Raw genomic sequence first — 24,341 nt, forward strand, 5'->3', positions numbered from 1 at the left:
ACGCATATCGCAGGAACTCCCCCTGTTTCTATCGTATTGGGGGCGAAACGTATTGAAGTATCATTATCCCTTATGTGGGTCATTGCGAACGAGTATGCTAAACTCGGTCAAACAGTCCATTTTATCGCTCGGGCGGTATTGTATTCACCTCCCCATACCACTGTCTTGGCGATGTCTGTTAAGTCGCTTTGCCTTTCGGCTCACATAAGTAATGTACTCAAAATATCGTATATTCAGTTGTCAAGGAACATTTTTATGCTGTTTTATATATGAGAGGAAATACTTCCTCTCATATACCTTTAGAAAAAGAGGCACAAAGTAAATGTACTTAATAATATTTTTTCAGAAAATGCTCGATGCTCTTTAAAGCACCCTTGATGGATTGCCCTATGGTTGCCTTGCTAACTCCTTCAGCTTTGGCAATAGCCACTTTGCTCATTCCTAAAAAGTAATGAGCGTAAATTCGTTTTGCCTGCTTGTCGGGCAGGGTGGCAATGGCAGCATGGAGCTGTTCGCTTGTCAGCTTGCGTTCGTAAATCTCATCGGGTGAGAGAGAAACAAACAAGGCACTGTGTTCTATACCGTCACCACGGTCGAGGGAGTAGTATGCTTTGTGATAGCGTATCCTGCTTTGGTAGGCTTGTTCGGCTTTGCGACATTCTTCAAATATGTTAAACACCTCATCGGGAATATCTATATAGGTATCTATGCCTATGTGGTCATAGTAATCTTTCAAATTTATAGTTTTCATGGTTGTACCATCCTTTCGATTTTGGGTTTGCTGAAATCGAAAGGATGGTGGTGGGGAACGGCAGCGAGGCAATATCGCCTTACTGCAAACAAAACCGCATTTGTATTGGAAAGATGTTTTCTCCAATACAAATGCGGTTTTTTCTATTTCATATAAATTATGACTTGTGAGTTCATGATTTGAGCGGAAGTGGGTTGCTACGGTGCTTAGACTTTTTTTGATAGCGGATTATATGCAATATACATTTCCAAAAACATAAATGCCCCCAATTCCAAAAACATAGAATTGAGGGTATTGGGCGTAACAAAGCTCCCGTCAAAACGCTGTTTTTTTTATTGACGGGCATCGCTGTTCATCTGTTTGAGAACTAAAGGTTCAACTATAATTGAACTGTTATACCATTACTAACATGACATAATTCGATAAAATTATAGTAGGAGGTGAACTGATGGTACATAGCAACACTGACATTTTAAGTGATGTAATAAAGGCTGCAAGAGCCAAAAGCGGCTTAACTGTGGAAGAATTAGCTGAAAAAGTGGATATTACGGAACGGTATGTATATCGCATTGAAAACGAAAACAAGAAACCAAGCTTTGATGTTCTACTTAGGCTTGTTCGTGTGCTTGCCATATCGCCGGACTTGATTTTCTATCCCGAAAAACCGTCCAAAGAATCCGAGATAGAAAATCTCACCCGTATGCTTTTAAGCTGCGATGACCGTTCTATGGAGATAATCAAGGCAACCATTAAAGCCGCATTAGACAGCCAACCCAAAGAGTAAAAAACAGAGCCGACAATCGTGAGTGTCTACCTCACTGATTATCGGCTCTGCGTCTTATAGCAATTTGCTATTGCGTCTGGCACTTTAATAACAGTCATATTTAATTTTTGTACATTCACAATGGTTTGGTGGTTCTTTCCAGAGTTAGTTGATTTGATAATAATATTCATTGAGAAGCAGCTTTGCTTTTAATAGCAAAAAGCTGTTTCTCCCATACATAATTCGTTTGATCAGCTTGATTTTATTCACACTTCCTTCAGCCAACCCATTATTATATTCAAAATCTATACCATTTTTTACTGCTGTAATATCATGTTTCAAACCATTAATATATGTATCCACCTCATCAATTTCTAATTGTTTTGCTTTTGTAATCCATGAATCCAATTCCTTACTTTGACGGGAAAATATAATACGATGAAATTCCCTAAGCAGCCAATAGATTTTTCCTAAGACAGGATATCTTTTAATTGCAGCTTCATATTGTTTAAGTGTTAACCCTTTTACACGTTCTAATTCCCTATAAATAAGCTGACAAAAGAACTTGCGTGGAATATATTCAACAGGCTCGTTTTCATTTTTTGATACGTTCTTTAAATGTGTTCTTTCTTTCTGCATAAACATTCTTAAAGAAGCAACCGTGCCTGTGTACCCATTTTTACAAATATGCTCATGAATTTTTTCATAAGTTATTCCATTTGAACGCATTTCAATGACTGTTTGCTCGTAAGGTGCCAATTTTCCTGGCCTCCTGCAATCGTAGTGTCCATTACTCAGTGGGCAGTCTTTTTTCAGATAGTTTTTTACCGTTAAGGTAGTATGACCAGTTAAATATGTGATTTTGTCAATTGCATTCCCCTGTGCATATAAAGTTCTGACTTCTTCAATTGCTTGCTGTTTATTTTGCATTTGCCTGATATGCTGACGTTCCCGGGCATTTTCCTTCGCTTCAGGGATTTTATCTTTTGGAATAGCAAGATATTTTCTTATCGTAGAGGATGATGAGTGCAAAAGCAAAGCAATATCAGCCGTCATATATCCTTCCTGACGCTTTTTATGTGCAAAATGGATTCTTTCTGTACGGTTTCTTGTATCATATAGCGCCTGCATTTCTGCATTCTGTGAAGTGGCAGATATCACCAATCTGGAAGGAAATAGACGGTACATATATTTTTGTACTGCATCCGATAGATTTTTCAACAGATGGAACCTGTCACTGATTTGAAGTGCATCTGGATGAGAATTCGTTGAAGCAGATGAATATGTTTGGGCTCCATCACGCGAAATAACCACTAAGTTAGGATAGGATTTTAGCCAATCCTCAACCTGTTTCGTTTCTCTTGAGTCGATAATATCAATAATTCTGTGTGTTTCTAAATCCACCATAACTGTGCCGTAAGTATATCTTTTTCGAAAAGCAAAATCGTCCACACAAACTTTTGTAACAGCAGATTTATCCACAAGGGAAGGCATTTTTTTTAATCAGATCACAGATGCTGCTTTTACTGGTTTTGACATAATCCGCTTTAAGTAAAGATGATGCATTTACTGAACTTAATTTAACAGATGTCACTAATATCTTTTCAACAAGACGTTTCGTTTTCTTTCCGTTAGGTACAACAAAATCAAAGCGTTCCGAAAAAGTTTTGTGACTGCACTCCGGATTATCACAGTATACCTTTCTTGTATCCAATAGTAGAATTGTTTGTTTCTCATGTAAAGGGATATCCTGAATTTCCCTTTGATAAACAGAATGTATTTTTGAAGATGCATTACCACAATAAGGGCAGATCAGTTTTTGCTTTGTGGAATAAACATGTAGAATTATCTTATCATTTTTAATTTTACAATCAATACATTCTAAAGAAGAATCCAATAGTTTTATAATTTTAGTCTCCATGTAATCACCGTCCTATAGAGTAATTATACATCTTTATTAATGTGAATACAACCAACTCTGGAAAGAACCTATGGGGCGTTTACAACCGTAGTTTTAACTAAGTTATGTTTACGGATGAATCGCCGCCAAATCGCGCAAGCCGCCAGCGCTGAAAGTCAGCCATACTATAAAACCCCTGAGTTTGCTAAACTTCTAATAGCTTTCAGCGGTCTCTTGTGATATCCTGTGTCACTGAGAGGAGGTGAGCAAGATACAAAACCCATTGGACGATCTGTACGACCAGTACAATCGCTTTGTCCCTGACGCTGAAATCCAGCGGCAAATTGAAGAATGTCATCAACAGCTCATTCGAAGTTTGGAAAAGCCGGAGCGCAAACTCATACTGCGAATCATTGACAGCAAAGATTTAATTTCCGGGTTCTGCGCCAAAGAGAGTTTTGCCTGCGGCTTCTGGCTGGCATGGCGGCTGCTCTCACAGCTTCGCAGTTACGACAACGACCGTTCACTTGAGGAATCTCTCAAGGAGGGCGGTCGTTTTGCTATGCAGGAAGGAGATACGACAGATGAAGCATAAATCAAGAATAGCGATTGGCACGATGGGATTAGCAGCAGTTCTCCTGCTGGCAAGCAGGATGCCGCACCACTTGACAGCGAAAGCTCCTGCCGCGCCCCACATCCGCCCCGTGTGCGATTTAACGCAAGAAGTCAGGGCAGTACCCCTCCCTGAGCCTCAAACCGACTGTGCGGAGGATGTGCCCGCAATCGCTGAGGACATATCCAGCGTCTCTGATACAGCCGCCGTTACTCAATGTGCCCAAGGCGTACCAGAACCGGAACCCGCAGCAGACACAGTCATCCCAGAGGTAAGTCCGACTGTTCCGGCACGGCAGAAACAGCATCCCAATGAGTCCACATCAGCCCCCAAAGAGTCCACTCCTCAAATGGGAGACACCCGTGTGGCAGACGGAAAAAAGCAGGTGTACTTCTTTGGCTTCGGATGGATAGACGAAAACAGCGAAGGCGGCGGTGGCATCATCGTGGATGGAGACGGCGACATAAACAAGATGGTGGGCGATATGTAATCGAAAGGGGAAATATGACCTTGGAAGAGCTTTTACAACCGGATAACCAGCCGAATCAGAGCTCCGCAGACGGTAAGCCGATAGATAAAACTTACCTCGAAGAGAACCTTCCCGCCAGCATTCAAAAGGCAATTACCGAATACATTCAGGGAGAGAAAGACCATATGCTCCATCTGGACTGCCTCAGTGATGAGCTGTACGGAGCAATCAACGCGAACCTTTGGGGCGGCTGCATCACCGAGGAGCAGGCGGATTATCTGCGGAACAAATATTTATAAAGCAAGCCCAATACAAAAAAAGCAAGAGTGGAAACCGAAACATACCGGTCTCCACCCTTGCCTCATGTTATTTACTTTGTCTTTCTCACGCCGTTTTCGTCTACCTCATACCCATCGACTTTGGTGCTTTTGGCAAGAGAACCGTCGGTGTTGAAGTAATACCACTTACCGTCGATCTCCGTCCACTTGCCGGACACCATCAGGCCGTCCTTGGTGAAGTAATAGGTCTTTTTAGCACTGTCGCTGCCGATGTCCCACCAGCCGGTGAGAGCCTTATTGCCGGAGTAATAGCGCCAGTTGTCGCCGTCCTTGACCCAGCGGGTTTTCAGAACGCCGGTGGTTTCAAAGAAATACTTCACGCCGTCGATGGTCTGTGTTCCGGTGAGGGCCTTGCCGTCCTTGTAGTAGAGATACTGTCCGGCGTCGTTCTGCGCCCAGCCCTGTGCTGTGGCAGGGTCGATGGTCAGCTTGATATAACGGTAAAGCATGGAGGAAACCTCCGCACGGGTGGCATTGGACTTCGGATTAAACTTGTTGCCGCTGCGGCCCATCATAATGCCTGCCTGCTGCATGGCTGTTACCGCTGTTTTGTAAATACTGCCGATGCTGGAAGCGTCCGCATAAGCGGTGGCCTCACGGGTCACAGGCAGCTTGTAGCCGGTAGCTTTGGCGTAGTTTGCGAAGATGACCGCTATTTCCTCACGGGTAATCGCACGGTCAGGTGCAAACTGCTGGTTTCCGATGTCCTGCACAACGCCGTTCTTATATGCCCATTCGATATAAGGGCGGAAGGTGCTGTCGGCTTTTACATCGGTAAAGCTGTTGGTGGTGTATGCTTTCACATCCACGCCTGCCAGTCTGCCGAGAGCCGTTACCAGCATTCCCCGCGTCATGGCAGTGTTAGGTGCAAAGGTGGTTTTTGATGTACCGGAGAGAAGTCCTCTGCCGACTACATAATCAATGGCTTCCTTGCCCCAATGGGTTCCGATGTCGGTAAACTTGGCGCTCGGGGCCGTGTAGCCCACGCCGTACACTGAGAAGTGGCCGGTGGGGATCAGCAGGCTTCCGCTGTTTGCGTCATATGCGGAACCGTCAATGCGCTGTGCGTTGCCTTTTGCATCCACATACACGCCGAACAGGTAGCCGACAGCCTCATTCTTGCCCGGTGTGTAGGGGATGGAAAGGGTGGCTGCTCCGCTGCCAAGGCTGGTGATATTCACGGTTTTACCGTCTTTGATATAGCTGATGGTGATGTTATACACCGGCCTGTTTCCAAGGAGGGACTTTGCCTCTGTGGAAAGACCTGTCGCCGGGGCAATGGTGATGCTGATATTGCCGCTGCTTTGCTTCTGGATTTCCTTGAGGGCGTTCAGGTCAAGACCGAGGGAAACTGGCGCCCCATCCAGTTCAAGGCTTGTTACTCCCGCGCTCACAAGGCTATTCAGGGAGCTTTGGGTCAAGGTTGCCGTCAGGGAAGTGAAACCTTTTGGCATGATGACATTCAGCCCCACGGAAATGCCGCTTGCGGTTTTGCCCTGCGCCTTTGCGTCAGCCTGTGCCTTGGCAATGGCGTCGGTGATGGCTTTTTCCGGGATGGAGGCGCTTGCCGCACCGTTTGCCCCGGCTGTCGCTGTGACAGGAGCCGTTGCCGTCACCGGCTGGTCGGGCTTCTTTTCGGGTGTTGTCGGGGTCGGGGTGCTTGGCGTGTAAGAACCGCAGCCACCGCCGTTTCCACCGCCGCCGTTGTAGCTCCAGTTGGCGGTAACCGTTACGTTGGAGGTCACGTTGGTGAATGCCTTATCCCATCCGGTCAAGGTGTAGTTACTGCGTGTAACGTTGGGAGCCACTGCGGAGCCGCCGCTTGGAACCGACTGTGTCAGCTCGCCGCCGCCTGTGCGTGTACCGCCGTTTAGGTTAAAGGTGACGGTATAGACTGTACTGCCTTCCGGATAAATCTGAATCGAGAGTGCCTTTGTCGCATCAGGTGCCGTGCCGTTTACCGTTTTCACCGTAAAGTCGTATGTGCCCGAGTTTGTGGGCGTACCTGAAATCACGCCTGTATTTTCGTTCAGCGTTAAGCCGCCCGGCAGACTGCCGCTTGCAATGCTCCATGTGATAGACGCTGTACCGGTGGCGGCAAGGGTCTGGCTGTATGCCGTCCCGACGATGCCGGACGGAAGGGCAGTTGTGGTAATAGCCGGTGCTGTGCCGCCGCCCGGCGCAACCGACACCGTGCCAATATTGGAATAGACGGTGGCAGCCCCGCCCGTAGCGCTCACCTTGCAGCGGTAGACATAGCTTCCCTCCGACAGATCGATTGGGATGGTGAAGCTGGAGTTTGTCGCGCCGGGGACGTCCCAAAATAAGCCATTTAGTAATTCCTGCCACTGATAAGAAAGCGTTCCGCTTGGTACGGTTGCCGCCACGGTAAGCGAGCCGGTAACGGCGCCTTCCGTCACGCTTGCGTCCTGCGGTTGGGCGGTAATCGTGATAAACTCTGCCGGAGCATCATTATATGTTATCGTGCCGCCGGTATAGCTTAATGCGTACTCTATGAAATTGTTGTTGTCGCTGTACAGCTTCACCGTGCCCCCCGAAATGCCGACATTGGCTGAGGAACTCAGGGCGTAGCCCGTGCCGTTGCCGGTCGCTGTAAGCGTTCCGGTTGTGGAGATGGCGATGTCAGTATAAGCGGTGATTCCTTTGCCGTTCGTGGCGGTGGGGATGGCGGTCACGTCGGCGTTGCCGCTGATGGTTACGCCGATGCTGCCGTGGATAGCGCCGTTACCCCCGCCGCCGCTTGTGGCAGTCACGCTGCCGCCGCTGATATTTACGAGACCCGCAGACAGGGCGCTGCTGTTGCCCACGCTGGTCGCCGCAACCGTGCCGCCGGATATAATAATGCTGCCGTTGCCCGCAATGATGGCGGTGCCTATGCCTGTTCCGCTTTTGGAGGCGGTTACATTTGCGCTGCCCTCAATGGTGATATTGCCGGTTTGGCTTTGGATCGCGCGACCGTTGCCTGTCGCTGAAACCGTCGCGCTGCCGCCGATGGTGACGCCGCTGCCGCCTTGTGTGTAGATGGCGTTGCCGCCGACGCCGTCAGCCGTTGCGATTACGTTCGCGCTGCCGTTGATGGTCACACTCTTTGCGGAGATGCCGCTGCCGTTATCTCCTGTGCTCGATGCGGTGACTGTGCCGCCGGATATGGTCAATTCGTTTGCGGACAGCGCCACGCCGTCGGAGTTTGCCAGCGCAAGCGTGCCGCCGCTGCCGTTTTCGGTTATGGCAAGCGAACCGGCGCAAACAATGGCGGGATTAGCGTCTGAGGTGATGCTAACATTGCCGGTGTAAACAAGGTTGATGTTTTCGGCGGTAGCGCACTCGATTAAGATTGGGTTTGTGTTGACGTAGCTGTTGGTCAGCGTCAGGGTGGCGTTGGCGGCGTTCCATGTCCAGCCGGGGCCATTCTGATCGCTGGCAAGGCTCTTGTCATATTCCCCGCCGATGTTCATGGTGCCGGTGACGGAGCCGCTTGGCGCGTTGCCGTTCAGCGTGCCGCCGGTATGGATTAAGCCTCCGGGTGCGCTTATCATGTTGGCGGGGGTATCGTTGTTGACCAATGTCACCACGCCGCCGCCGATGCTGACGGAAGCGCCTGCATTGATGGTTTTCAGCGCATACCCTGTGCCGTTTGCCGTGGCGGTTACCGTACCGCCGGTGATGCTGATGTCACTTTCAGCTTGTATCCCGTTGCCGTTTTCCGCCGTATTCGTGGCGGTCACCGTACCGTTTTGCAGGATGATTTCCCCAAGCGCTTTAATTGCCCCGTTGGATGCGCCGCTCGGAGCGATGGCTTTCACTGTGCCGGTGGTGTTAGTGGTAATGTCGCCACCTGAGAGAATATCAGTGTTTGAAATTCCCGAGGGGTTCACTTTCGCGCTGTCGCTGATGGCGAGGTTTCCGCTTGATTGTATCGCAACATTGTCTGCATTGCTTGCGGTCACCTCCGCGTTGCCGCTGATGGTGATCGTTCCATTTGTGGCACGTAAGCCGCTTGAAGCGCCACCTTTTGCCGCAGCCGTTACCTTGCTGTTGCCGGTAATCACGATGTTGCCGGCAGAACCTGACGAAAGGCCGCCGCCGATGTTGGTTGCCGAAGCCGTCACATTCACGGAATCAGTAACCGTTACGCCTTGAAGGGCATAAATAGCGTATCCGGTGGAGGTGCCGCTATGGGTGGCCAACACCGTACCGATGCCGCTGATGGTCAACGCTCCTGCGGTGCGAATTGCGTAGGCAGGGGCGGTGGATGTGTAGCTTTCGGTCACGTTAAGTGCGTAGCTTCCCGTGTCAATGGTGAGGCTGCCTCCGCTCTTTACGCCGTGGTCAATACCCGTGGTTGATATGATAACATTATCTTCCAAGGTCAGATTGACGGCGTCTGTCGTGTCGAAATAAATACCATCGCCGCTATATGTGCTGCCCAGCGTCAGGGTGGCGTTGGCTGCGTTCCACGACCAGCCGCTTGTACTGAGGTTACCTGCGTTCTGAGTCAGGTCGGAAACCGTTGTGCCGCCGATGGACATCGTGCCGGTGACGGAGCCTGTGCCGCCGCCCGGTGTATAAACATATGCCGGGCTGACGTCAGACGGCGGGCCGTCGGTGTAGCTGCTTGTGCCGTCGCCCTGCGCCGTTACCGTAAAGGTGTAGCTTCCTGCCCCTGCCACCGCAATTTCGGAGGTGAAATCATACTCCGTGGCGGTGCCTCTGTTTACGGGGCTGCCCTGCGCCGCGCCGCCCTTATAAAGCTGCACGGAATAATTGACTGCATTGTTAACCGCGTTCCATGTCGCCTTGCCGGGGGTTGTGCTGTCCCACGCAAGGGTGGTGGGCACACCAAGCAGGATGGGTGATGACGCGGTATTGCTAAAATACGTGCCATCCCAAGTATATGTTCCTGCAGAAATTGCATTAGCACCGGCAGGAGCATCTTCTGCTCCTACAGTTATATAAGATGCGGTAAAAACGATGCCCCTGTCTTTTATTTTATTTGCCACACCGTCTATACAGGCATCCTGATAAAAAATAATCTTTCCATTATTTGCTCCCTCTATCTGTACATTAGAAAGATAAAGCTCAGTCACACCGCCGGTATAAAGCTCTAAAACAGAATTGTCTATGAGAAGCGATGCGGTATTGGTCGAAGACATAGGAGCGATGAATATGCCCGTTCCACCGTCATGCGTAACAGAGACTGTACTGCCATTGATTATGTTAAGCTCTGAATCATTGTCATAACTGCGAAAACCTGCTGCTCCGTTTTTGTTGGCAAGGGTCACTGTGCTATTATCAAAAGTTAATTTGCCATAGCTTATTGCGTATGAATTGTAGTCGTTATGACTGTTAATCTCGCTATGAACTTCACTGCCTTTGACATACAGGCTTCCCTCAATCGCTGCCACAGCATAATAGCCGCTGCTCTTCAATGTCACCTCGCAGTTCGTGATGCCTATAGGACTGTCAGAAAATGAACAAATCCCGATTGTGGCCTGATCAGCTCCACCGGTATTGCTGACATCCAGCGTTCCGCCTGTAATCTCCAGTTCCCCTAACAAAAGAAGACCAAGTCCTGATGAATTCGCAATCTTAACATTGCAATCTGTTGTTGTTAATTTGCCAGCTACTTGGTTCCCTGCGCTCTTTACCTCAAAGTTAATATTGTCGAGGGTTAAAGTGCCATTTACTGAAATGGTATCGCTTGAAGTCTCATGGCATTCTAATTTGCCGCCTCCGCTGACTGTCAAATCAGTCCCTGAAGGTATGGTTAATTTGCAACCCCCTGCAAGGTATACTGCCTTTCCAGAAGAAATCGACAAAGTATGGTTCGCACCAACCGTTAATGCACTACTTAATGTAAGGTCTTTATTAACTCCAATTATCTGCGCTGTGGTGCTTTTAAGCGCATCTTCCAACTGCTGATAATCTTCCGGAATAACGGTTGGAGTATCCGCCCCCATCGGCTGCGGCGCACCGCGTAGCACCGGAGCAACCGGGACATTGACCGTCACGGTGATGGTCGGCGGGGTTACGCCGTCCGCGAGGGTTATACCCTCCGGCAAATCCAGCGCCGGGGTAAAGGTGTAAACACCCTCGGCGTTGCCGTCATAGACCGGGTCGGAAGTCCAGCTTTCCACCTTCACGGTGGTTTGGGTTTCTTTCCGCGCGTCGCTGCCTGTGGCGGTTTCATCACCGTTTTCGGTAACAGTAACCGCCAGCGTACCCGGCAGGTTCAGTTCGCCTTCCTGTGTGCCGGTTTCCTCGGTCTGTTGGGACACCTCTGTGTCCAATTCCGCAAATGCGGTGATTTCACCGCTGATCCCCAGCGGAGTACCGGAATCCACCACTGTTTCGGCAAAGGCTACGGTCGGCAGCAGGGTGAATACCATGCACACCGACAGGAACAGACTGCCGATTTGTTTCCATGTTCGATTCATCAAATCATTCCTCCTTACGATTGTTTTGATTTTGTTATGCGTTGCCCTGTGACAGCAGCATCTCTAAAATCTCTTTCAGAGCAATGGACATTCCCCCAGGCCAGCAGAGGTTTTCTCCATCGGTGCAGGGCTTGCAGAAATCCCCGCTTGCGATGAGGGCGGCAAAAGCCGGTTCGTGGATTCTGTCCCTAAGCTCCAGCAAGATGGTGTGACCACTGTCCAGCGTGATGCCGAAGGTGTCTCCGTCAAATGCCTCGACCCGGATAATTTTTGACTGCGCGGCTCCCGTTTGTTCAAACTGCATTCCATAACCACCTCCTTGGTATCTAAACACACAAGCCTGAAAAATAAAATTCTTCCATATCATGCACTGTTATCTTACCATGCCCGAAAATCAAAAATGGCCAGAGTGTCAAAATTGACACTCTGGCCATAGACCTTTTTCAGTCTCGTTATTCTCTCTCAAACTGATACCCCTCGCCCTTCGATAATGTGATACAATATCCGCTGCCCTCTAATTTTGCCCGCAGGCGCTTGAGCGCGCTTTTCAAGGCGTTGCTGTCGCCCTCCATAGGTTGTTTCCATGCCTTTTCATACAGGTATTCGGCGCTGATAAAGCGTTCCTCGTTCTGTGTGAAGATCATCAGCAGGGCAAACTCCTTCTGGGTCAGCAGCAGATCGGTTCCGTCCAGCGTAGCTACACCCGCTGCCACATCAAGGGATAAGCGGTCACGGGTCAGCTTTTCGGGGATTTGCTCCGCCCGGCGCAGGAGGGCCTCCACCCGTGCCATCAAAACACCGAAATCGTAGGGCTTGGCGAGGTAATCGTCTCCCCCTGCTGTGAGGCCGCGCACAATATCCTCGGGTGTGGTCAGCCCCGTCAGCAGCAGAACCGGAATCTTTGAGTGCTGCCGCAGCTCACCCATAAAATCCAATCCGCTGCCGTCGGGCAGCATAATATCCAGCACAATCAGATCCGGCATCCGTTCCTCGACCGCTTTGCGGGCCTCCCCAAGTGTCAGCGCGGTGACGACCCCATAGCCCCGCCGGATGAGCAGCCGCTCATTGCCCCGCATAATCTGCTCATTGTCCTCCACCAATAAAATCCGTTTTTCACTCATGCGTCCTCACCTCCAAATTGCCCCTCATAGGTAGGCAGGGCAAAGCTCGTCGTCGTGCCGCTGCCCGGTGTGCTCTCGATCCATATCCGGCCGCCGTGGGATTCCACCACCGTCTTGCACAGATACAGGCCAAAGCCCGTGCCCCCGGTGGAAACGCCCCTCTCAAACACATGGGGCAGTAGCTCGGCGGCAATTCCTGTGCCGGTGTCCTTCACTGTCACCAAAATCTCACGCCCCGCTTTTTCCGCCCGCAGAATAATTTCGCCCTGTTCAGTATAGACGGCGGCATTTTGCAGGAGATTGGACACCACCTGCGCCAGCAAATCCGCGTTGCCGAATATGTTCAACCTTTCCGCAATTTCCGTAGCCAGAGTGTTGCCCTTCTTTTGCAAATGCAGGGAAAACATCTCTGCGCTGCTGCGCAGGAGGGTGGAGAAGTTCACCGCCTGCTTGTCGGTATTTTCGCTCATGGAGGCCAGCGTCAGCATTCCACCCACCATGCGGGCCAGCCGCATGATCTCCTGCTGGGCGTTTTGGAGCAACTCTGCCGCCTCCACATCCTTTACCGCCTCATCCATGTCCTCTAAAATTTCAGCTACCGTCTGCACATTCACCGAGATAACCGTCAAGGGTGTGCGCATTTCATGGGAGGTGTTGGACAGAAATTCTGTTTTCGCGCGGCTGGCTCTCTGGAGAATATGATTCTGTTCATCCAGCTTTTTTTGCTGTTCGTTGTAGAGCCGAAATTGCAGCAGCATGACGATACTCAGAGCAAGGCCCACCACCACAAAGCCGAATACAGCGGTAATCATCACATTCCGGCTACTTATGTAAAAGTCCTCCGGGGTAAAGAAAAAGTAAGCGTACAGGCACAGCCCAACATAGAGGAGCATTTCCAACCCCACCATGAGAAAGGCCGTTTTCCCCTCCAGCATAAAGGCAGTAAAAACAAGGGCGAAGATGAAAAAATAGGGGATCGTCCCATAGTATCCACCGTTGTTGAAGAAAAAGAAGGGAAAACCCATGAGGAAGATTGTGACAATGGTAATCATATAGCAGCGCTGATACCGGCCGTTTTTGCTTGCGTACCATAACAGCGCCGACGCAAGCAGAGCGAATATCAGGTACACAGCAGCGTTTTGCAGCTTTTCGCCCATGGCGGCGGACACGATGGCGGATACAAGGCTGACAACCACACCCGCCATCGCCAAAATATTGAACAGCCGGATGCGCAGGTCGAGGCTCTTGTCTACAAAGCTGCCGCTGATAAAAGAAAGCAATTTGTTCATAGCTCACGCTCCTTATCTTTCGTCGCAGTCTTGCGTCCGTTTCTTCTTCGCCCATCCTCTGGGCGGGGAGCGTCCCTGGGAATCAGCCACACACCCGCTATTTTTTGCGCGCCGTTTATACGTCCATCGGTGCAGTGATAGTCCACCATCCGGGGAGTGAGTCCCCACTGCTTTGCCGCTTCTTTTACACTGATATATTCCATCTTGGATTCCTCTCATAGAAGTGTCTTTTTGTTTATTATATTTCTTCAAGAAGAAATTTTCAAGAAGATAGATTGGACTTCAATTATTTGTTGTGGTATGTTGTGTTGCTGAGAGCCGGAGCTTTCTCAAATCAGGCGAAAGGAGTCAGCTATGCCATACGATGAAATATTAGAAATGGTTATCACAGAGCTAACCGAGCGAGGTCACAAGCAGCAGCGCAGTGAAAATCCAGAGGTCAATGATCTGGCACTTCGGAGGATTGAACTCAGTCTGAAGGTGCAGGAATGTGTTTCAATCCTTGACCAAGATGCGCAGGATACCTTGGAGGAATACCATAACACGATGGATATTCTCTCTGGTCTCCTAATCAGATACCTATATCTGCAGGGAGCAAAAGACTGTGTCTCCCTGCTCCGGGAGTTGGGCGTGATTCGATAAAAAGAATCACGCCCATTTTTTATTTTCTGGGTTCGGCAGCTATGACAACGGTCGTCTGCTTGAGAAAAATCTCAATGCAGACGACCCGTTTCTTTGTTGCGCAGGAGCAGGATATTTTTATCTGGCTGCCTACCTGTCATTTAGCCGCCGTGAATAGTCGCTCAGGTCAAACACCACTTCCTCCGCCATTGCTTTCAGATAAAGCGGCAGGGTCTCGTCCCGGAGCTTCTCCGCATAGCCCGTCCACTCATTAAAGTCCGACTTGCTCATCGTTTTCTTCAGTACTCTGGCATAATACTTTTTGTAGGCGCGCTGGTGAAGCTTCCAGACATCATTGTTAGCGGTCTTTTGCTTAAAGCGTTCGGCGGAACCCACCTCCCGGCAGGTCTGTCCGGCTTCAAATACGCCGGAGCAGTATTCATATTGAAAGCCCTTCTCCAATAAAAAATACCGTCCGCAGAGCTTGCACTGCTTCGGCATACTCTCCTTCATGATCCCCTTGAAGAAATCGGTGTAGAGAAAGTCAATCAGCCGTGTAAAGCTCATTCGCTCAAACAAGGCGGCGGTTCCATGCTCGTCTTCCAAAAGCAGGTACTGAAGATTGGATACCGCCGCCGCCCGCCGGTCAGACAACCCCATGGTCTTATCCGCCACAAAGGCACTCATGCCGTTCTTGGCAATCTGCTGAATAAAGCGTCTGTCCTTTTTGCGGGTTGCCTCTTTCAAAAAGCTGCGGTAACGCTCCAGCAACTCCAAGTCCTCCAGCAGCGCGGCGTATTCCTGCTCCGTGATGCCGTCCATCCTGCTTGCGGCAAAATTCCGAAACAGGGGCATCTCCCGGATAATCTCATTCAGCCTGTCTGTGCTGCGGCCCTGTGCCGCAGCATTTTTGTATTCTGCAATATCATAATTCAAGAAGTCAGTCAAAACCTCGTTGTACTTATATTTCCGATTATTTAGTTCAATATAGCTCTCTCCAAAAAGAACATCAAATGCAAAGAAGCTTGAACTCTCAGGAAAAAGGTCTTTAAAAAACAGCGCCATAGAAATCACCTCGGTAGATAATGGATTCAGCTCGATAGAGTATGTAGTCGCATTATCTCATTTTCTATTTACAAAGTCAAGCCGCTCTGTTAGGATGGCAATAGATAATATAATAAAAAATAATATTAACTATTGTGAGGTAATTACAAAATGCCAAAGAAATTAGAAACCATGGATGCCGAAACCCTGATGATCACACCCATGGAGCCGCTCAAATTTATTGTAAGAGGATTGATTCCGCAAGGACTGCACATCCTTGCGGGCGCTCCAAAAATCGGCAAGAGCTGGCTTGCCCTCTGGGTTTGTCTGCAGGTGGCGAAGGGAGAACGGGTCTGGAGCTTTGAAACCCGAAAGTGCGAAGTGCTCTATCTCTGCTTGGAGGACAGCTTCGCCAGAATCCAAAGCAGGCTGTTTGAAATTACCGATGAGGCGCCGCCCGGTCTGCACTTTGCAATTATGAGCGATGCCATCGGAAACGGGCTTGAGCTTCAGATTGAGGATTTTCTAAAGGAACACCCCGGCACAGGACTGATCGTCATTGACACGCTGCAAAAGATTCGCAAAACCGTTTCCTCAAATGTAAATCCCTATGCCGCCGACTATGACGACATCAACGCCCTCAAGCAGATCGCGGATAAAAACAGGCTCGCGATCCTCTTGGTTCACCATCTGCGGAAAACCTCCGACAACGATCCGCTGAATATGATCTCCGGCACCACAGGGATTGCGGGAGGCGCGGACAGCAGCTTCATCCTGCAGAAAGAAAAAAGGACAGAGCATACCGCAACCCTCATCTGCACCGGCAGGGACATCGAAAGCCGGGAATTGTTCCTTGCGTTTAACAGGGAAACTTTCCTCTGGGAACTGCTGCAGCCGATTGAAGCAGAGGAACAGAAAATACCCGATGAGATGATTCTTCTCTCAGACTTTATCAAATCGGTATCTGTGTTCACCGGAACAGCCACAGAGCTTGCGGAGCGGCTGAAAAGCTTCAGCGGAACGGAATATTCCCCGGCAGTGCTGAAGAAGAAAATCATCAAGCACATGGATTATCTTCAGAAAAACAAGATTGCCTATTCCGACAACCGCAGCTTTGAACGTAGGGAGTTTACCCTCCGCTATGACGGCTATGACGGTATGACGGCAGAAAATGCCCCCGCAAATTTGCCGTCTTTGCCGTCAGCAGAAGAGAGATCGCACCGTGTCGGCCCCTGTTCGCCCCTGTGTGAGCTTTTGCAGGGCAGGGTAGCAGGCTTGCTCGTTGAGCCGACTAAAACCGATTGTGAGGGCTTTGTGAGGAGCTGTCGGGAAAGCACTCTCCAGCCCAAGGATGCAGAACCCCCATGCATTCCCCATGGATGAAGAGATGAGCAGGATAAAGTCAGGTGCCCGAGAAAAGCCGAAAAATCCGCCGCTTTCACGGAAGTCCGGAGCGGAAATCAAGAAAAAAGGAGCGTTGTAAAAATGAATGACGACAACAAAACCAAAGTAGGAATTCATATGAAGCCGGAACTGCTGAAGCGGGTAGATGCGGAGTATCCCCTCTACGATTATCCCAGCCGAAGTGCCTTTGTGGGTGCGGCAACGGAGTTCTATCTCGGCTACCTCCACAGCCAGAGCTACACCGATTACATGAACAAAACTACGCTTTCTTTTCTGGCCGATCAGGTGACAAAGCTGGACGCGAAAATCTGCCGCCAGCTCTTCCGCCTGTGCGTGGAGCTGTCCATGGTGGCCCATGTGACCGCCACCACCGTTCCCGGAGCCGATGAGGAAACGCTGAAACGGCTGCGCCAGAAGTGCGTCAAGGATGTGAAAAACACCATCGGCAATATACGGTATGACAATATCTATGCTCACCAGCATACACAGTTTGGGGAGGACGACGATGCGTAAGACGGAGAAAATCACCGTGTCCCTGCCGAGCGATACGGTAAAGCTTGCCGATGAAGCCTATGCCGGGCTTGGTTTTTCCAATCGCTTGGAACTCATCAATGCCGCGATCCGTGAGTACGTCACCCATGATCTGATGCGTCAATTTACCGGTGAGCTGACAGAAATTTATCAGAAAATAGAACGCAGCGAAATCAAGGAGCTGGAGCAGCACCTCTCCAAGCTCTCCTACAAAATTGCCGTGGAGCTGGCGCAAATCTATATGCTGCTGGCAACCGCCGTGGAGCTTCCCTATGATGTTGACCGCAGCCTTCGGGGAAAAGCGGTTAAGCAAGTCAACCATCTGAAAGGATTCGTCCCCCTTTCCAAGGCCGTGAAAGAAGCTGAGAAGCTCGAAGAATTACTATGATTTCGCAGAAACGATTCCTCCTTGCCGCCCATCCCCGGCGGCAGTACATACTCCGGCATCTGTCCGGAGGACTACAAAAAAGGAGAGAGGATTCTATGGACAGAGAAGAAAAAATCGGGCAGCACTATTTAAAGACCGGCATACTGGGAGCCTATGAAACCGCTGAGGTGGTACAGGAGGAAACCGAAAACGGAAAGACAGCCCCCTGCTTTGAGGATGCCAATGTATTCTTTGACGCCGGTCAGACCCTCACCCAGAGAAGCATGGTCATCGAGGGGCGGCGCTTTCACATCTGCTCCGTGTTCCCGCCGAAAGCGGACTGCACCCCCACGGACAGGTTGCTGGAAGTCATTGACGCCGAGCTGAAAAAGGAAGCCCTCTTCGCGGAGTACATCAACCGCAAGAACTCGGTGGAGCTTCGCAGGGAGATGAACAGCCTGCAAAAAGAGCTGGATGCGGCAAGGCGCAGGGATGCGGAGCTGACCTCCCTGTTCAAACGCCTCTATGAGGATAACGTACTTGGCCGGGTAACCAATGAGCAGTTTCGGATGCTATCCGCCGATTACAACGATGAGCAAAAGGCGCTGCGGGATGCGATTCCTATCAGGGAGGCAAGGCTGCAAAAGCTGACGGACTCCGCGGCCAACGTGGAGGCCTTCATCGAAAAAGCCAAGCGGTACACGGAGATACGGGAGCTCACACCCGAAATCCTGCGGCTCTTCATTGCGAGGATTGAGATAGGCGAAAAGAGCACCCGATACTCCCGCACCGCTGAGCAGGCAATCCGCATCGTCTACCGGGACGTGGGCATCATGGACAGCGTAGAGCCGATCAACACAGAAGCTGCGGAAGATGACAGGCAGGAAAATATCGCGTGAAACAGCACAAGGCGGACAGCTTTCGCCATCCGCCCTGTACATATGAACCCCGGTTCACAATCTGTCCCTTTGAACGAGAACAGAAAGGGTTTCCGGGTTTTGGACAGGGTATGTAGGTGTGCTTTTGTGGTTGGTTAGAGTGAAATATGTTTCCGGTTACCGTGGTGGGGTAAGGAAAATGAACATTTTGGCAAAAGATCAGAATTTTTTCGAATTTATTTTCGAATATTTCAGATTAGAAATATCGAGTCAACAGAAACAGTTTGACAAGTTGGGAGTGGTACAGATGAAAATAAATTTGAGTGTTGTATTGGATGCTATTGAAATGGCAGATGATAATTATACATACTTTCTGGATATAGAAACAGGAGAAAGTGTTTTTCTTGCAGATGAATTAATCACAGGTCTGGATAATGAGAGACTGGAAGATGAAATTGAGGAAAACCCAGACCGCTATTTGAGATTTCCTACAAAGTTTGAGATCCACCAATATCACATCATGGAGGAATTTGTCTGGAGTCTGCCGGAAGGAAGGCGGCAGGATCTATTAGAACGGGCTATTCGTGGGAGAGGAGCGTTTCGGAGATTTAAAGATACGGTGTATGATCTTGGACTGGAAAAGAAATGGTTTCAGTATGAGGTTGCTGCCTATAGTAAGATTGCGATTGATTGGTGTAGGGATAATGGAATTGGATATTACGAGTAGAGGGATGAAATATGGATTGGAAGCAGTTGTTTAAACCTCATATCTTAGAGAGAGGGCTTGATTATTACGAAAGAGGTTTTGTAGAGGATTATGATGAGGGGAGCGATTTTGTACAGGCCACGGTTCAGGGAAGCAGCGCTTATGACGTTTATGTTGATATTATAGATGGAAAAATCCTTGATATGCAATGTGACTGTCCTTATGCGCTGGACGGGGATTATTGCAAGCATATGGCGGCGCTGCTGTTTTGTATGGAAAACGAGAAAGAAGCGCGTGCTGACAACCAGAAGAGAACGATAAAGAAAGATGATGGGAAAATAGCGCCGGATTCAGAAAGCAATATAAAAGAATTGGTGAGGAATGCGGATGAAGCAGTGGTTCGGTATTTCCTTGCAGAAATTTTGGGAAACGATGATAAGCTGCTCAGCCGATTCAAGAGTATCCTCTGTTGTGAGATTTCAACAGAGGATATGAAGCGATACAAAAACCAGATAAACAGGATATTTAACAAATATGCCGGACGGCGGGGCTTTATTGATTATTACAGCGTAGGTTCCTTTATATCAGAACTGGTAGATTTTCTGGACAACGATATAGAAGGCATGCTGGCAAACCGGCAATACAAGGAAGCGTTTGAACTAACAACCTGCATGTTCGTTAAGGCCGGCAACCAGGATATGGATGATTCCGATGGCGGGACAGGGATGCTGGCAGACCGGTGTATGGAAATCTGGCTGGAAATACTTGAGCACAGTGATATGGGTATAAAGAAAAGTATGTTCCGATGGTTTAAAGAGCATCTGGACGGCCGGGTAATTGATTATATGGAAGAGGATATCGAACAAATTTTGTTTGATAATTTTAGAGAGGGTGAGTTTCTTGAGGATAAGCTGAAGTTTACTGAAGAAAAGGTTTGTAAATATAGAAAAGAAAAGGATTCCTGGACACGAGGGTATCACACTGGGAAATGGATCCTTCGGCATATTGCAGTCATGAATGAGCTGAGAATTTCTCAGGACAGGATTGAGGAGTATGCAATAGAAAATCTGGAATTCAGTGCGGTTAGAAAATATTATGTCCAGGACTGCATGAAAAAGGGAAGGTACGATGCGGCAATACAAACGCTGGAAGAGGGCAAGGAAACTGACAAAAACGCAGCAGGCCTTGTGGCTGATTATAGCCTGCAATTAAAAGAGTTGTATAAACGGACAGGCCGGGCGGAAGATTATGAGAATGAGTTATGGCTTTTAATGCTGCAATATAAAGCTGGGGATGTTGCTGTATATAAAGAGTTGAAAACGCTTTATACGGAGGAGGAATGGCCCGGTAAGCGTGAGAAGATATTTGAGAAAATGCCGCTCCATACAGCCGTTGACAGACTATATGAGGAAGATCGGCTCTATGACCGGTTGCTGAAGCTTGTGTTGGATTCAAGTGGGCTGTATAAACTGATGGAATATGAAAAATACTTAAAAAAGCTGTATCCGGAGGAACTGTTGACAAAATATGAGACAGTTGTAAACAGCATGGCGGTTCGTACATCTGACCGAAAACATTACCGTGAACTGGTAGCTATATTAAAAAGAATGCAGAAATACACCGGAGGCAAAAAAAGAGTAGATGAAATCGTATACAGTTGGAAATCCCAATATAGGAACCGTCCGGCTATGATGGATGAGCTAAAGAGAATATAGTCTGCATTATATTGCGGCTTACAGGGTAAGTTGTAGCTGAGAGGGGTAGAACTTTTACCCCACACTAGAATTCTTTAAGCTGCTTTTGCTCTGTAGTATAAGAATTACGTCTACAGGAACGTTGAAACGGTAGTTCTTTTATCCCGTAAAAAACTCGCAAAGCCAAGACTAGATATTACCATGGTTTTAGATGAAGAGGACAGGAGAGCCGCCATTAAAAATGCCACATATCCAGAGATAAAAGAGTATATCAAAAATAAGCATGGCATAAACGTCCATACAGCTTATATTGCCCTTATTAAGAGGGAATATGGTCTAACTTGCAGAGAAGCCTTTAATAAGCCAGAACAGAGCAAAAGAGAGTATCATTGTACTGACGAAAAAAGAAAAATGATAATTGAAGCACTGCAATATTTTAAAATGATATCGTAAAGATATAAACAGAGAGGAACCGTAAGTGGTAAATAACTCGTCTACTTTCTGGTTCCTCTCAAAATTGAGATAATGGTGTAAAGTTGAAAAAGTTTCTAACAAACTTTTCGCACAGAACTCAAGGAGAAACTCCACATGAACACACGACTTGCAACTAACCAGATCCGACTCAGTGAGTGGACCAGGATTATTAAAGACCGTTGTCAAAGCGGTCTAAAGGTCGATGAATACTGTGAACAACACCAGTTATCACGCCACGCCTATTACTACTAGCTAAGAAAAGTGAAAGAAGCTGCTCTGATACATAACAGCTTTGTTGAACTGCCAGCTCTCCCGGAAAAAACGTATGTACCGGCTCACTTCGAAGTACTGGAGCATCACATCAAAGTATATGCCGGAAATCATGATACCGGCGGGATTCTTCGCGCAGAGGTTCCTCTGCGTCTATTAAGTCACAGCATCCTTACTCCGGAACTGGCAGGAGCCATCATTAACGCCAAGTATGTCAATGCAGTACCATTAAACCGGCTTTCTGAAGAGTTTTTAAGAAATGACGTTAACATTCCAAGACAGGATATGGCAGGCTGGATTATCCGTATTTACCAATACTATCTTGGCCCGGTACATGACATGATGAAGGCAGAGATTATGAAAAGCCATCATATACACTGTGACGAGACCCCATTTGTAATGCCGGAAAAAAGCAAGCAGTACATGTGGGTCTACCATTCACCCGGCAGTAAGGAAAAACCACCAGTCTTCCTTTACGAGTATCCAGGAACAAGAGGGACTGCCGCTCCAAGAGAGTTCCTAAAAGGATACAAAGGGACTCTTGTGACAGATGGTTATCAGGTATATCACACCCTGGCGAAAGAACGGTCTGATGATCTGAAGATTGCTGGTTGCTGGTCTCATGCCAGAAGACGGTTCGCTGAGATTGTAAAAGCCAGTGGAAAAAACGGTCCTTCCACACCAGGGCAGAAAGTAGCAGCTGAAGCAGTAAAAAGAATCGCTGCTATCTATCATGTGGATCATATGTACGAAAAATCATCCGATGAAGAAAGACTGGATCATAGAAAAAACTCAGTCAAACCTTTGGTGGATGCTTATTTTGAGTGGGTAAAAGAGTATGCCGGTAAAACGGGACTGGATAAAAGTTCAAAACTGGCAGGCGCTCTTGATTATTCCATTCATCAGGAACAGTTTTTAAGAGTATTTCTTGAAGATCCGAAAATACCTCTTGATAACAATGATGCAGAAAGAAGTATCCGGTCATTCTGTGTTGGTAAGCACAGCTGGCACATCATCGATTCGAAGAACGGTGCAGAGGCTAGTGCTGCCTTATATAGCATTGCTGAAACAGCAAAAGCGAATGGCCTTAAGCCGTATGAGTACTTCTCTTATCTGCTTGAGCAGTTAATGCATTATCCAAGAAATAATGTTCCGGAAGATGAACTGGTAAAACTAATGCCGTGGTCAGAGGAATTGCCGGATCGTTGTAGAAAACTAAAAATACGGTAAATATACCGCCGCCCCAATCGGGCGGCGAACTTATTGACCTGGACTGGTTATTTACCATTTACCACTTATCAATCATGTTTTTGGAATATCAGAAATCCCAATATCTATTATAATAAAAATATAAAATAAGTTTTATTAAGAAAGGTATTGTAAAAATGAAAAGCAATCCATTAACTGAACAATCTATTGAGTTAGCAGTCGAGATTATATAAATGTGTAAGAAAATTAAACGTGATGATATAAGTGATGTTATGATAAATCAGACTTGCCGATCTGGGACTTCGATTTCTGCTAATATAGCAGAGGCAAATGAAACAGCACACTGGTTATTGCTATTAAGAAGAACTGATTTTATCAAGCAAGGCGATTATGAAAAATTAAATAATCAATGTCAGGCACTTATAAAAATGTTATATTGTTCAATTAGAACAGTTTCATATAATTTGAAGTAAAATTTTTTATTAAAATAAAAAATGCAAAACAAGAATATGAATATTTCTTTTTTCCTTGTTTTGCACTTCTTTATTTTAAGGACTACATAAAATGTAATGATGTTCGGATAATAGGATGAAACTATGCGATTAATATTTTTAAACTTCTTAGCCAATTTCTTGTGTTCCATCCAAATATATTATTCTTTCATAATGTAAAACCGTGGTTTTCCTTTAGAACCTGTACCCCATTTTGATTTATACTCAATCGCTTCAGTGGGACAGCCTCCGATACAGGCCATACAGTGTGTGCAGTTCCCTTTCCATATAGGTTTCCCATTAACCATGTCAATGTTATTTAAAGGACATCTTTGAGCGCATTTTCCACAGGAAACACAGTCACTGGACACTGTAAAGCCCTTGTCATGGATTACTAAAGGGTAATATAACAGATTGACCGGTCCGCTTAACAGCCTGCTTCCAAAAGGCATAGGTGTTTCGGGAAACCGTTCCTCCTTTTGAATACGCGCAGCCAATTCTGCTATGTAAGGCTTCGCTTTCTCTATGATAGTGTGGCTCTCGGTTTCGTTCGGAACTGTGAACATAGCCACATAATTTTCCGGCATGACCACTGGGGCAAGCCCACAAAAACGCATTTCCTTTTCTGTACACAACTTTCGGGCATAAGCCGCCGCATTGCCGCCGCTGCCGCCGCAGGTAAGTAGAAAATAGGCATTGCTGTTGCCCTCAAAACTGGTCTCGCGAATCCAACGCTCCACTACCTTTGGCATGCGCCAGGCATAAGTCGGAGCGACAAATACCAGTGGACGTTCCGACCGGAACGTAATTTTTTTGCCTTCTTTCAGACAGTGATTGATGGAAACAATTTCATCACCGGTGCTTTCCGCGATTAGCTTTGCCGCCAGTTGGCTGTTGCCAGTACCGCTAAAATAAAAAATCATGATAATTCCCCTTTACATTTTGTTTTG

At 47.9% G+C, this 24,341-nt stretch carries 24 protein-coding genes; 14 read left to right on the forward strand and 10 right to left on the reverse strand.

Annotated features, from left to right (window positions below; translation table 11 throughout):
- Nucleotides 1-328 precede the first annotated feature (328 nt).
- Complete coding sequence (locus ABFV83_RS02830) at nucleotides 329-751, reverse strand: sigma-70 family RNA polymerase sigma factor (RefSeq protein ID WP_349947431.1); 423 nt, start codon at nucleotides 749-751, stop codon at nucleotides 329-331.
- Nucleotides 752-1,199: 448 nt separating this feature from the next.
- Here ABFV83_RS02830 and ABFV83_RS02835 point away from each other — a divergent pair, with 448 nt between their 5' ends.
- Nucleotides 1,200-1,535: a helix-turn-helix transcriptional regulator gene (locus ABFV83_RS02835; RefSeq protein WP_349947432.1), complete on the forward strand. Its 336-nt coding sequence runs from the start codon at nucleotides 1,200-1,202 to the stop codon at nucleotides 1,533-1,535.
- A 144-nt stretch (nucleotides 1,536-1,679) separates the two neighbouring features.
- Here the strand turns inward: ABFV83_RS02835 and ABFV83_RS02840 are convergent, their stop codons facing one another.
- Together ABFV83_RS02840 and ABFV83_RS02845 are read right to left on the reverse strand one after the other, a co-directional pair.
- Entirely contained in the window at nucleotides 1,680-2,996 is a 1,317-nt protein-coding gene (locus ABFV83_RS02840) for a transposase (protein WP_349946131.1), read from the reverse strand.
- The gene (locus tag ABFV83_RS02845; protein WP_349946130.1) at nucleotides 2,989-3,435 is read right to left on the reverse strand and encodes a transposase family protein; all 447 of its coding nucleotides are present in this window, start codon (nucleotides 3,433-3,435) and stop codon (nucleotides 2,989-2,991) included. Before ABFV83_RS02845 ends, ABFV83_RS02840 begins: the two co-directional genes overlap by 8 nt.
- 262 nt (nucleotides 3,436-3,697) lie before the next feature.
- Here ABFV83_RS02845 and ABFV83_RS02850 point away from each other — a divergent pair, with 262 nt between their 5' ends.
- The 3 genes from ABFV83_RS02850 to ABFV83_RS02860 are packed head-to-tail and all read left to right on the forward strand — an operon-like array spanning nucleotide 3,698 to nucleotide 4,795.
- Complete coding sequence (locus ABFV83_RS02850) at nucleotides 3,698-4,009, forward strand: DUF6809 family protein (protein ID WP_349947433.1); 312 nt, start codon at nucleotides 3,698-3,700, stop codon at nucleotides 4,007-4,009.
- A 58-nt stretch (nucleotides 4,010-4,067) separates the two neighbouring features.
- Nucleotides 4,068-4,517: a DUF6550 family protein gene (locus tag ABFV83_RS02855; protein ID WP_349947434.1), complete on the forward strand. Its 450-nt coding sequence runs from the start codon at nucleotides 4,068-4,070 to the stop codon at nucleotides 4,515-4,517.
- Nucleotides 4,518-4,537: 20 nt separating this feature from the next.
- Nucleotides 4,538-4,795: a hypothetical protein gene (locus tag ABFV83_RS02860; RefSeq protein WP_349947435.1), complete on the forward strand. Its 258-nt coding sequence runs from the start codon at nucleotides 4,538-4,540 to the stop codon at nucleotides 4,793-4,795.
- Between the two features lie 71 nt (nucleotides 4,796-4,866).
- On the opposite strand, the gene ABFV83_RS02865 is transcribed toward ABFV83_RS02860, so the two are convergent.
- The 5 genes from ABFV83_RS02865 to ABFV83_RS02885 all read right to left on the reverse strand — a co-directional run bounded on the left by ABFV83_RS02865 (nucleotide 4,867) and on the right by ABFV83_RS02885 (nucleotide 13,905).
- A complete protein-coding gene (locus ABFV83_RS02865) occupies nucleotides 4,867-11,292 on the reverse strand; it encodes an S-layer homology domain-containing protein (RefSeq protein WP_349947436.1) in 6,426 nt (2,141 codons plus the stop codon).
- A gap of 34 nt (nucleotides 11,293-11,326) precedes the next feature.
- Nucleotides 11,327-11,596 (reverse strand): hypothetical protein, encoded by a 270-nt coding sequence (locus ABFV83_RS02870; protein ID WP_349947437.1) that lies wholly within the window; start codon nucleotides 11,594-11,596, stop codon nucleotides 11,327-11,329.
- Between the two features lie 148 nt (nucleotides 11,597-11,744).
- Nucleotides 11,745-12,413 (reverse strand): response regulator transcription factor, encoded by a 669-nt coding sequence (locus ABFV83_RS02875; protein WP_349947438.1) that lies wholly within the window; start codon nucleotides 12,411-12,413, stop codon nucleotides 11,745-11,747.
- Nucleotides 12,410-13,702 carry a HAMP domain-containing sensor histidine kinase gene (locus ABFV83_RS02880; RefSeq protein WP_349947439.1) on the reverse strand — a complete coding sequence of 431 codons (1,293 nt, stop codon included), beginning with the start codon at nucleotides 13,700-13,702 and terminating at the stop codon, nucleotides 12,410-12,412. Before ABFV83_RS02880 ends, ABFV83_RS02875 begins: the two co-directional genes overlap by 4 nt.
- Nucleotides 13,699-13,905: a DNA-binding protein gene (locus ABFV83_RS02885; protein WP_349947440.1), complete on the reverse strand. Its 207-nt coding sequence runs from the start codon at nucleotides 13,903-13,905 to the stop codon at nucleotides 13,699-13,701. The genes ABFV83_RS02880 and ABFV83_RS02885 overlap by 4 nt, the downstream gene beginning before the upstream one ends.
- A gap of 151 nt (nucleotides 13,906-14,056) precedes the next feature.
- Between ABFV83_RS02885 and ABFV83_RS02890 the strand changes: the two genes are divergently transcribed.
- Nucleotides 14,057-14,344, forward strand: coding sequence for a hypothetical protein (locus ABFV83_RS02890; RefSeq protein ID WP_349947441.1), 288 nt, complete (start codon nucleotides 14,057-14,059; stop codon nucleotides 14,342-14,344).
- A 129-nt stretch (nucleotides 14,345-14,473) separates the two neighbouring features.
- Here ABFV83_RS02890 and ABFV83_RS02895 read toward each other — a convergent pair whose 3' ends face one another.
- Nucleotides 14,474-15,388: a DUF6076 domain-containing protein gene (locus tag ABFV83_RS02895; protein ID WP_349947442.1), complete on the reverse strand. Its 915-nt coding sequence runs from the start codon at nucleotides 15,386-15,388 to the stop codon at nucleotides 14,474-14,476.
- A gap of 150 nt (nucleotides 15,389-15,538) precedes the next feature.
- Here ABFV83_RS02895 and ABFV83_RS02900 point away from each other — a divergent pair, with 150 nt between their 5' ends.
- The 9 genes from ABFV83_RS02900 to ABFV83_RS02940 all read left to right on the forward strand — a co-directional run bounded on the left by ABFV83_RS02900 (nucleotide 15,539) and on the right by ABFV83_RS02940 (nucleotide 23,373).
- Nucleotides 15,539-16,750, forward strand: coding sequence for an AAA family ATPase (locus ABFV83_RS02900; RefSeq protein WP_349947443.1), 1,212 nt, complete (start codon nucleotides 15,539-15,541; stop codon nucleotides 16,748-16,750).
- Between the two features lie 102 nt (nucleotides 16,751-16,852).
- On the forward strand, nucleotides 16,853-17,284 hold the full coding sequence (locus ABFV83_RS02905; protein WP_349947444.1) for a hypothetical protein: 432 nt from the start codon (nucleotides 16,853-16,855) through the stop codon (nucleotides 17,282-17,284).
- The gene (locus ABFV83_RS02910; RefSeq protein WP_349947445.1) at nucleotides 17,277-17,690 is read left to right on the forward strand and encodes a ribbon-helix-helix domain-containing protein; all 414 of its coding nucleotides are present in this window, start codon (nucleotides 17,277-17,279) and stop codon (nucleotides 17,688-17,690) included. The genes ABFV83_RS02905 and ABFV83_RS02910 overlap by 8 nt, the downstream gene beginning before the upstream one ends.
- Before the next feature lie 95 nt (nucleotides 17,691-17,785).
- Nucleotides 17,786-18,568: a DUF4368 domain-containing protein gene (locus tag ABFV83_RS02915; protein WP_349947446.1), complete on the forward strand. Its 783-nt coding sequence runs from the start codon at nucleotides 17,786-17,788 to the stop codon at nucleotides 18,566-18,568.
- A gap of 286 nt (nucleotides 18,569-18,854) precedes the next feature.
- On the forward strand, nucleotides 18,855-19,274 hold the full coding sequence (locus tag ABFV83_RS02920; RefSeq protein ID WP_349947447.1) for a UPF0158 family protein: 420 nt from the start codon (nucleotides 18,855-18,857) through the stop codon (nucleotides 19,272-19,274).
- A gap of 11 nt (nucleotides 19,275-19,285) precedes the next feature.
- Nucleotides 19,286-20,968 carry an SWIM zinc finger family protein gene (locus ABFV83_RS02925; protein WP_349947448.1) on the forward strand — a complete coding sequence of 561 codons (1,683 nt, stop codon included), beginning with the start codon at nucleotides 19,286-19,288 and terminating at the stop codon, nucleotides 20,966-20,968.
- A 180-nt stretch (nucleotides 20,969-21,148) separates the two neighbouring features.
- Nucleotides 21,149-21,400 (forward strand): 23S rRNA methyltransferase, encoded by a 252-nt coding sequence (locus ABFV83_RS02930; RefSeq protein ID WP_349947449.1) that lies wholly within the window; start codon nucleotides 21,149-21,151, stop codon nucleotides 21,398-21,400.
- A gap of 282 nt (nucleotides 21,401-21,682) precedes the next feature.
- Nucleotides 21,683-22,921, forward strand: a complete 1,239-nt coding sequence (locus ABFV83_RS02935; RefSeq protein WP_349947450.1) for an IS66 family transposase — start codon at nucleotides 21,683-21,685, stop codon at nucleotides 22,919-22,921.
- 212 nt (nucleotides 22,922-23,133) lie between these two features.
- Nucleotides 23,134-23,373 carry a four helix bundle protein gene (locus ABFV83_RS02940; RefSeq protein ID WP_349947451.1) on the forward strand — a complete coding sequence of 80 codons (240 nt, stop codon included), beginning with the start codon at nucleotides 23,134-23,136 and terminating at the stop codon, nucleotides 23,371-23,373.
- 179 nt (nucleotides 23,374-23,552) lie between these two features.
- Here the strand turns inward: ABFV83_RS02940 and ABFV83_RS02945 are convergent, their stop codons facing one another.
- On the reverse strand, nucleotides 23,553-24,314 hold the full coding sequence (locus ABFV83_RS02945; protein ID WP_349947452.1) for an EFR1 family ferrodoxin: 762 nt from the start codon (nucleotides 24,312-24,314) through the stop codon (nucleotides 23,553-23,555).
- Nucleotides 24,315-24,341 lie beyond the last annotated feature (27 nt).

It is taken from the genome of Lacrimispora sp. BS-2 (genome assembly GCF_040207125.1).
Taxonomy (GTDB): Bacteria; Bacillota; Clostridia; order Lachnospirales; family Lachnospiraceae; genus Lacrimispora.

Bases quoted from the DNA above. Each gene is read 5' to 3' on its own strand.
- ABFV83_RS02830 (WP_349947431.1), bottom strand. From the start codon at position 751: ATGAAAACTATAAATTTGAAAGATTACTATGACCACATAGGCATAGAT.
- ABFV83_RS02835 (WP_349947432.1), top strand. From the start codon at position 1,200: ATGGTACATAGCAACACTGACATTTTAAGTGATGTAATAAAGGCTGCA.
- ABFV83_RS02845 (WP_349946130.1), bottom strand. From the start codon at position 3,435: ATGGAGACTAAAATTATAAAACTATTGGATTCTTCTTTAGAATGTATT.
- ABFV83_RS02855 (WP_349947434.1), top strand. From the start codon at position 4,068: ATGCCGCACCACTTGACAGCGAAAGCTCCTGCCGCGCCCCACATCCGC.
- ABFV83_RS02865 (WP_349947436.1), bottom strand. From the start codon at position 11,292: ATGAATCGAACATGGAAACAAATCGGCAGTCTGTTCCTGTCGGTGTGC.
- ABFV83_RS02870 (WP_349947437.1), bottom strand. From the start codon at position 11,596: ATGCAGTTTGAACAAACGGGAGCCGCGCAGTCAAAAATTATCCGGGTC.
- ABFV83_RS02875 (WP_349947438.1), bottom strand. From the start codon at position 12,413: ATGAGTGAAAAACGGATTTTATTGGTGGAGGACAATGAGCAGATTATG.
- ABFV83_RS02880 (WP_349947439.1), bottom strand. From the start codon at position 13,702: ATGAACAAATTGCTTTCTTTTATCAGCGGCAGCTTTGTAGACAAGAGC.
- ABFV83_RS02885 (WP_349947440.1), bottom strand. From the start codon at position 13,905: ATGGAATATATCAGTGTAAAAGAAGCGGCAAAGCAGTGGGGACTCACT.
- ABFV83_RS02890 (WP_349947441.1), top strand. From the start codon at position 14,057: ATGCCATACGATGAAATATTAGAAATGGTTATCACAGAGCTAACCGAG.
- ABFV83_RS02895 (WP_349947442.1), bottom strand. From the start codon at position 15,388: ATGGCGCTGTTTTTTAAAGACCTTTTTCCTGAGAGTTCAAGCTTCTTT.
- ABFV83_RS02900 (WP_349947443.1), top strand. From the start codon at position 15,539: ATGCCAAAGAAATTAGAAACCATGGATGCCGAAACCCTGATGATCACA.
- ABFV83_RS02905 (WP_349947444.1), top strand. From the start codon at position 16,853: ATGAATGACGACAACAAAACCAAAGTAGGAATTCATATGAAGCCGGAA.
- ABFV83_RS02910 (WP_349947445.1), top strand. From the start codon at position 17,277: ATGCGTAAGACGGAGAAAATCACCGTGTCCCTGCCGAGCGATACGGTA.
- ABFV83_RS02915 (WP_349947446.1), top strand. From the start codon at position 17,786: ATGGACAGAGAAGAAAAAATCGGGCAGCACTATTTAAAGACCGGCATA.
- ABFV83_RS02920 (WP_349947447.1), top strand. From the start codon at position 18,855: ATGAAAATAAATTTGAGTGTTGTATTGGATGCTATTGAAATGGCAGAT.
- ABFV83_RS02925 (WP_349947448.1), top strand. From the start codon at position 19,286: ATGGATTGGAAGCAGTTGTTTAAACCTCATATCTTAGAGAGAGGGCTT.
- ABFV83_RS02930 (WP_349947449.1), top strand. From the start codon at position 21,149: ATGGTTTTAGATGAAGAGGACAGGAGAGCCGCCATTAAAAATGCCACA.
- ABFV83_RS02940 (WP_349947451.1), top strand. From the start codon at position 23,134: ATGTGTAAGAAAATTAAACGTGATGATATAAGTGATGTTATGATAAAT.
- ABFV83_RS02945 (WP_349947452.1), bottom strand. From the start codon at position 24,314: ATGATTTTTTATTTTAGCGGTACTGGCAACAGCCAACTGGCGGCAAAG.